General features: G+C 76.1%; 6 protein-coding genes and 2 pseudogenes. 2 read left to right on the top strand and 6 right to left on the bottom strand.

Annotated elements, in window-relative coordinates; all coding sequences use genetic code 11:
• From ATM99_RS15035 to ATM99_RS15050, 4 genes and pseudogenes are all read right to left on the bottom strand, one after another.
• A pseudogene (locus ATM99_RS15035) lies at window positions 1-1397 on the bottom strand (hypothetical protein); the annotation flags it as partial.
• A 249-nt stretch (window positions 1398-1646) separates the two neighbouring features.
• Window positions 1647-2066, bottom strand: a complete 420-nt coding sequence (locus ATM99_RS15040) for a hypothetical protein (RefSeq protein ID WP_062103681.1) — start codon at window positions 2064-2066, stop codon at window positions 1647-1649.
• A 234-nt stretch (window positions 2067-2300) separates the two neighbouring features.
• Window positions 2301-2513, bottom strand: a complete 213-nt coding sequence (locus ATM99_RS15045; protein ID WP_062103682.1) for a hypothetical protein — start codon at window positions 2511-2513, stop codon at window positions 2301-2303.
• A 215-nt stretch (window positions 2514-2728) separates the two neighbouring features.
• Window positions 2729-4282, bottom strand: coding sequence for a non-reducing end alpha-L-arabinofuranosidase family hydrolase (locus tag ATM99_RS15050; RefSeq protein WP_082659854.1), 1554 nt, complete (start codon window positions 4280-4282; stop codon window positions 2729-2731).
• Window positions 4283-4587: 305 nt separating this feature from the next.
• On the opposite strand from ATM99_RS15050, the gene ATM99_RS15055 reads away from it, so the two are divergent.
• Both ATM99_RS15055 and ATM99_RS15060 read left to right on the top strand, forming a co-directional pair.
• Complete coding sequence (locus tag ATM99_RS15055; RefSeq protein WP_062103684.1) at window positions 4588-5133, top strand: DUF488 family protein; 546 nt, start codon at window positions 4588-4590, stop codon at window positions 5131-5133.
• A 157-nt stretch (window positions 5134-5290) separates the two neighbouring features.
• Window positions 5291-5917, top strand: coding sequence for a hypothetical protein (locus ATM99_RS15060; protein ID WP_062103685.1), 627 nt, complete (start codon window positions 5291-5293; stop codon window positions 5915-5917).
• Window positions 5918-5997: 80 nt separating this feature from the next.
• On the opposite strand, the gene ATM99_RS15065 is transcribed toward ATM99_RS15060, so the two are convergent.
• Together ATM99_RS15065 and ATM99_RS15070 are read right to left on the bottom strand one after the other, a co-directional pair.
• Complete coding sequence (locus tag ATM99_RS15065; protein WP_046529120.1) at window positions 5998-6408, bottom strand: TIGR03618 family F420-dependent PPOX class oxidoreductase; 411 nt, start codon at window positions 6406-6408, stop codon at window positions 5998-6000.
• A 124-nt stretch (window positions 6409-6532) separates the two neighbouring features.
• A pseudogene (locus ATM99_RS15070) lies at window positions 6533-7312 on the bottom strand (hypothetical protein); the annotation flags it as partial.

Raw genomic sequence — 7312 nt, forward strand, 5'->3', positions numbered from 1 at the left:
GGCTGGCGGTCGTCGGGCGGGCGGAGCGCGGGGGCGACGAGCACGGCGACGAGTGCGAGCACGCCCGCCGCGACCGTCAGCACGAGCGCGGGCGACGCGCCGTTGTCGCCGGTCAGGCCCGCGTCCGCGAGCAGGGGCAGCCGCGTGAGCGCGCGGTGCAGCGCGACCGACAGCGGCACGGCGGCGGCCACCGCGACGACGGCGACGGCGAGCGCCTCGACCGCGGCCCGCGCGACGAGCTGCGACCGCGCGGCCCCGCGCGCGACGAGCAGCCGCGTCTCGGCGTCGCGTCGCACGCCCACGAGCCGGCCGGCCAGCGCGAGCGCCGCCGCGGCGAGCCCTGCTCCGAGCAGCGCGACGACCAGCACGACCGAGCGCGTGACCCGTTCCTGCGTCTCGGCCGCGGCCAGGGTCGCACCGAGCCGCGTCTGCGCGCGGACACCGGCCACGGGGTCGCCCAGCGCGCGGTCCAGGTCGGTGGTCAGCGCGGCGACCCCGCGGCGGAGGTCGGCGCGCGCGCCCGGGTCGAGGCCCGTGAGGTCGGGCCGGGCGACGAGCGAGGCGCGCTCCACCTCGACCGCCGACGCCGCGAGCGCGGCGGGGGCGGCGACGAACGGCCCGACGGTCGCGCCGGCGGTGACGGGCGCCCCGCCGTCCGCTGGAGGGCCGACAGGTGTCTCACCGTCCGCTGCCGGGGCGTCCCCGGCATCGGCGGGGGGAGTCGCGTCGTCGGACCCGGCGGCGCCCGCCCCGGACGGCTCGTCCGGGTCGTCGCCGACGCCCGTGCCGCGCAGCGGGTCCCGGTCCCACCCTCCGGCGTCGAGGACCGGCGCGAACGTGCCGACCACGACGAGCCGGACGTCGCCCGATCCCGGCACGGGCTCACGCCGCCGCCCGTCGCGCAGCTCGCCCAGCACGAGCTCGTCACCCACCACCAGCGCGAGGTGGTGCGCCACGGCGTCGGGCACCGCGACCTCGACCGCACCGGACGCCCGGACCTCGGGCCAGCGCCCGGACGTGAGGTCGGCGTGCGCGGTGACGTCGTCGGACGCGGCGACGTAGCCGCGCGCACGCGCGCCGGGCGAGGTGGGCACGTCGAGGGGGCGCGCGGCCGAGGTCAGCCACCGCGACACGGCCGGACGCGCCGGGGCGAGCGCCGCGTCGAGCACGTGCGCCGCGTCGTCGACGACGGCCGGCTCGGCGCCACCGAGCCGGAACGTCACCTCGACCGCGACGTCCCGCGGGTCGGCGCGCCGCAGCGCGGCGTCGAGCGCCTGCTCCTGGCTCGTGGTCAGCAGCAGCGCGCACGTCCCCAGGAGCACGGCGCCGGCCACGACGACCGCGAGCACCGCCGCGAGCAGAGCGAGCTGCGTGCTGCCGCGGCGCACCAGCGCCACGAGCGGGACCCCGCGTCGGCGCGGGGGCGGGGGAGCGCCGGTCGTGGTCGTCACGGCGCCGGGACGCGGCGCGTGGCGGGGCGCGCGGGGGTCGCGTGCGGCATGCCACCTCCGACCGGTCGGGCGCGGCGGCGTCGCCACGACCCGGCGTACGGTACGCGCCCGCACCGCGTGCGGGAACGACCTGCCGGGTGACGCGCCAGGTCGGCCGGCGACCGGTGGGTGCGCGCGGCGGTGCGGTCGCCGCCGTCAGCCGCGACCGCGCGGCGCCAACCAGGCCGGGGTGTGCGCGGGTGCCCGCGGGAAACGCTGCGCGTCGGCGGCCCACGACGCGGGGTCGAACGTGTGCGACGGCTCGGTGTCGTAGTCGAACTCGGCGGCGAAGCGGCCGTCCGCGCCGACCGTGAACGTCGCCGTGAACCACGTGCCGACGCCCGGCCGGTACATCGCGCGGCGCATCGTCCGGAGGGTGCGGCGGGCGTCGTCCGGCATCGGCCGGTCGACGGCGACCGGGCCCGCGGGGGTGAGCGCCGTGATCGTCGCGGCCGACGTCGGGCCCACGACCTCGACCCGGTACCGCAGCTCGGTCCAGCCCGCTGGTGCGATCTGCGCCATGCCCGAGCCGAGCGACTGCATCTCCGCCGGTGTGGGGTGGATGTCGACGGCCACGGGCGCGCCCTCCTCGTCGTGGTGCGCGCCCCGAGCGGGCGCGGTGCTCGCGCGAGGCTACCGAGCGCGCCCCGACGCCCGGAACCGCTGCCGCGTCCGAGCGCGGTGCGCACGGCGGGCCGTCGCGGTGCCGACGGGGCGGGGGAGGCCGGCCGGCGACGACGGCTGGCGACGACGCCCGGGGACGACGACGGCCCGGGACGTCGGTGACGTCCCGGGCCGTGGCGTGCGGTGCTACGCGTCGATGAGGTGACGCTCGTCGAGGATCTGCGCGCCGGCGCCGACGAGCTTGGCCTCGTGCGCGCGGAAGTGGTGGCCGCAGAACAGCAGGTCGCCGCCGCCCGCGGTCGCGAGCGTGGCGCGGACGTAGGCCTGGGCGCCGCAGCGGTCGCAGCGGTCCTGGCGGGTGAGCTGGGCGGTGGGGGCGTCAGCGGTGGTGACGGACATGGCCGGACTCCTCATCTCCTCGGGGCCGGCGGTGCGTGTCCGTGGGACGGTGCTCCGCCGTTCTGCTCACCTGAACCATGCGGCATCCGAGGATCATCCGCGAGCCTGTTCGCTCAGCGGGGAACCGGGGTGCGCCCCGCCCGGCGGACGCGGACGGGGCCGGGGCGAGGTCGTCGGACCCCGCCCCGGCCCCGTGAGGGTGACCGGTGGTGCGCCTACCGCTGGAGCGTCAGCAGCCCCGGACGGTACGGCCACGTGTGGTACTCGCCGCCCGACCCGGGCGCGCGGCCCTGGTAGAGCATCTGCAGGTTGCACGGGTCGATCGTCATGGTCTGGTCCGCGTTGGTGCGCAGGAGCTCACCGTGGCTGATGTCGTTGGTCCAGGTGACGCCGGTGTTGGTGCGGCCCGCGAACGGGTTGTTGAACGTCGTGGCGTTGGGAGTCCACTGGCCGTCGAGGCTCGTGGCCGTGAACGACCGGAAGTACCGGCCCTGGCCGTTCTGCGCCTCGACGATCATGAGGTACTTCTGCTGGCCCTGGAGCTTGTAGACCTGCACGGCCTCGAACAGGTTCTCCGCGGTGTCGCTCATGATCGTCTGGTACGACGAGCCGAAGTTGCCCGGGAAGTTCCCGATCGGCATCGACGCACGGTAGATCTTGCCGTTGTCACCCGCGAAGAACAGGTACATGTTCCTGTCGTCACCGATGAGCGCCTGGTCGATCGGACCGGTGCCGGAGCCGCTGATCGAGCCGGTGAACAGGTTCTGCGGCGACGACCACGAGTTCACGTTCGTCGGGTTGGTCGACGTGCGGTACGTGAACGCCGCACCGCCCCACTGGTACGCGAGGACCCACACGTTCTTCGGCGCGAAGTAGAACAGCGACGGCGCGACCGCGCTGAACGGCATGCGGTTCTGGGCGACGGAGCCCATCTGGGAGTAGTTCGTGAACAGCCCGAAGTTCATCGAGCCCCAGTTCCGTCCGTCGTTCGTCGTGGCGTAGACGAGCTGCTGGCCGTTGTACGGCGCGACCGTGAAGTCCTTGAGCGAGACCCAGCCGTTCTGCGGCTGCGCGAGCGCGCCGGTCGACGTCCACCGGTAGCTGCTCGGCAGCGAGCACGTGCCGCCGGGGTTGGTCGGCGTCGGGGTGGGCGTGGGGTTCGTGGTCGGGTTCGGCGTGGGGTTGGTGCCGCCGCCCAGGCGCACGAGCTGCCACTGCTGGTTGGCGCCGCCCCAGTTGGAGTACTGCACGACGTTCGCGCCGTCGGCGGTCGAGCCGCCCTGCACCTCGACGGCCTTGTTGGACTGCCGGTTGACGAGGATGACGTACCCGTCGCCCGCGTCCTGCAGCCGGAACCGCTGGTTGGCCTGGTCGCGGTCGGTGTACTGGTTGATCGCGGCGCCGTCGGCGGTCGACCAGTTGTAGACGTCGAGCACCTTGCCGGACAGGCGGGACTTGATGCGGTAGTCGCCGTTGCCCGAGTCGACGAACTGCCACTGCTGCTGCTGGCCGTCGTTGCGGGTCCACTGCGTGATGCGGGCGCCGTCGTTCATGGCCAGGTTGTAGACGTCGAGCGCCTTGCCGCTCTGGCGGTTGATGAGCACGTACGACGCGTTCGTGTCGACGGTCGCGGCCGTCGCGGCGGGGGCCGTGGCGAGCGCGAGCCCGCCGGCGGTCACGGCGGTCGCGGCCGCCACGACGGCCGACGTCCAGCGGCGTCGGGTCCCCCGCACCGGGGCGGCGGCCCCGAGCGCGCGTGCTGGTCTCATGGTGCTCTCCTTCGAGTCGTCCGTGGACGGGGTGGGTCGAAGCGGTTGCTCCGCGCGCGACCTGCGCGGACCCGCGACGCTGCTGGGTCGGCGCAGCCCTGCCGGACCGCGATGTGAACCTTCACATTGCCACGCGTCCTCCGCCGGTTTGAAGGGGTCCGGGGCCGAGTTAAACGTTTACTCACTCGTGTCGGGCGCGCTCACCGCCGGTCTGCGGTGCCCGGGACGACGCGGCAGGCCGCGCGGCCGACGAGTCGCGGCGTCCCGACGTGCGACGTGGGCGCGGCGTTGGCAGGGTCGGGTCGATGGCGGCACGACTGGTCACGTTCGGGCACGGCACGCTCGCGCAGGCGGAGATCACGGACCTGCTGCACGACGCCGACGTGCAGCAGGTCGTGGACGTCCGGCGCTTCCCCGGCAGTCGCCGCCACCCGCACGTCGCACGCGACGCGCTCGCGGTGTGGCTCCCCGCCGCGGGCGTCGCCTACCGCTGGGAGGAGCGGCTCGGCGGACGGCGCAGACGCGACCCCGGCGACGACCTCGACACCTGGTGGCGCGTCGACGCGTTCCGGGCCTACGCCGCGTACACGCGGACCGGTGTGTTCGGCGCCGCGCTCGCGGACCTGCTCGACCAGGTGCGGACGGTCGACGGCGACGTGGCGGTGATGTGCAGCGAGGCGGTCTGGTGGCGGTGCCACCGCCGCGTCGTCGCCGACGTCGCGGTCCTGCTGCACGGCGTCGACGTCCGGCACCTGGGCCACGACGGCCGTTTGACGCCCCACCCGCCTGCCGCCGGGGCGCGCGTCACGCCCCGCGGCCTCGTCTACGACGCACCGCGCGAGCCCGTCTGACGCGCCCACCTCGCCGTCACGCCGCCGACGTCCTGACGGCCGACCCGTCGGAGCGCAACCCCACCGTGCGGAGTCGCCCGCCGGGGGTGCGCACCGCACGCCCTCGTCGTACGGTCGCCCCGCGCCGGGCCGACCCGGGCGCGCGCGGAGGGGGCTGATGACGACGACGGGCACCGGCCGGCCTGCCCCCGTGCCGCGACTGCTGCTCGCGGGCCCGGGCGGCGTCGTGCGGGTCGCGGGTGCGGTCAGCGTGCTCGTCGCCCTCGTCGCGGGCGGACCCGTCGACGCCCTCCTGCTCGTCCTCGTGCTCGGCGGGCTCGTCGTGCCCGTCGTGGTGCGCGTGCCCGCCGCGCTCGACGCCGCATACGGTGCGTCGCTGCTGGCCGCGGCGTGGTGCGCGGTCCTCGAGCTCTACCAGGCCGTGCCGTGGCTCGACGTGGTCGCGCACGTCGTCGTCACCGGACTCGTCGCGGCGGTGGCGCACCTCGTGCTGGCGCGTACCACGGGTGCCGTGCTGGACCCGGCTGCCGTCGACCCGACCGGAGCGCCCGACCTGCACGCCGTGCGCGGCCGCGCCGCGCGCGTGGGCGCCGTGGTCGTCACGCTCGGGCTCGGGCTCGCGCTCAGCGCGCTGTGGGAGGTCGGCGAGTACGTCGGCCACACGTACGTCGACGACGCGATCTTCGTGACGTACGCCGACACGGTCGGCGACCTCGTGGCGGGTGGCCTCGGGTCGCTGGCTGCCGGGCTGTGGCTCGTGGCACGGGGGCGGCGCGGCGCCTGACCGCACGCGCCGCGGCCCCGCACGGGCCCGACCCGCGGTGGTCCGGGCCGGCCGCCGCCGCGCGACGGTCGGTCGGCCCCTCAGTCCTGCTTCGCGGCGCCCCAGCCGTGCCAGTGCTCGACCTCGACCAGCACGCTCACGCGTGCGCGGTCCCGCACCGGGTACGGCTTGCCGCCGTAGTGCACCGACAGCCGGTCGATGTCCACGAGGTCGACGTCGTCACGCCACTCGACCACGCGGCCCTGCACGCTGACGTGCGTGTACCAGCTCTCTTGCGACAGCGCCGTGAGCGAGACCCGCGGGTCGTGCCGCAGGTGCCGCAGCCGCGCGCGCGACGCGTCGAGGTTGAGCAGCACGCGGCCGTCGTCCTCCAGCAGGTACCAGGTCGCCACCGTCACCGGGTGGCCGTCGGGGTGGATCGTCGCCATGACGGCGGGGTTGGGCTGCGCCAGCAGCGCGGCGACGTCGGCGGGCAGGGGAGGCGTGGGCACGGCGGGTCCTCTCGACGGGTGGGTCCAGTGTCACGCGTGCACGTGCCCGGCGACGACCCGGTGATCGGTCGCGCACGGGGCCGTCGGACGTGCCCGATCACGGGGTCGCCGAGCGGCGGGGTGCTCAGGGGCGGTTGAGGCGGCAGGACGTGCGGTCCAGGCCGAGCGCCTCCCGCAGCGCGCGGCCGGCGCTCGCGCGCTCGTCGTTCACCGCGTCGTCCTCCGCGCGGTGCGCGTCCAGGTAGCCCGGCCGGTCGAGCGCGCGCTGCACGAACGCGCGGTACTGCTCGACCGCGACGACGAAGCGGTCCGCCGCGGGGCGGGCCGCCGGGGAGAACTCGATCGTGCGCAGGTCGGCGAGGAACGCGTCGTCGAGCGCGACGGCGGTCTGCAGGTCCTCGGCGTACATCTGCATGCCCGCCGCCTCGATCTTGTCGCTCAGCGCGACCCTGCCGGGGGTCGACCGGTTGACGGCGTCGACGTACGCGACCGCGTCGGGACCCGCGCCGGCCGGGGCGACCTCGGGGCTGCAGTCCTCGGTGCGGGTCTGGTTGAGCACCACCGGGATCGCGACGGCCAGCACGACCGGGACCGCGAGCGCGCCGAGCACCGACAGCACCACGACGAGCGCGATCACCGGGCCGCGGCTCCGCCGGGGCGGCGGGGCCGCGGGTGGTGCGCCCCATCCCGGTGCGCCGTACCCGGGTGCGCCGTAGCCGGGAGCGGCGTACCCGGGCGCGGCGGGCGGGGGTGCGACGTACCCGTACCCGGGTGCCGCGGGTGGCGGTGGGCCGTACCCGGGTACGGCGTGCTGAGGCGCGCCGCGGCCGGGTGCGTCGTCCGTGGGGAGGCCGGGTCCGCCCGGGTGGGCCGGCGTGGCGGTGACGTACGGCTCCTGCGCGGG

It is taken from the genome of Cellulomonas sp. B6 (genome assembly GCF_001462455.1).
Taxonomy (GTDB): domain Bacteria; phylum Actinomycetota; class Actinomycetes; order Actinomycetales; family Cellulomonadaceae; genus Cellulomonas.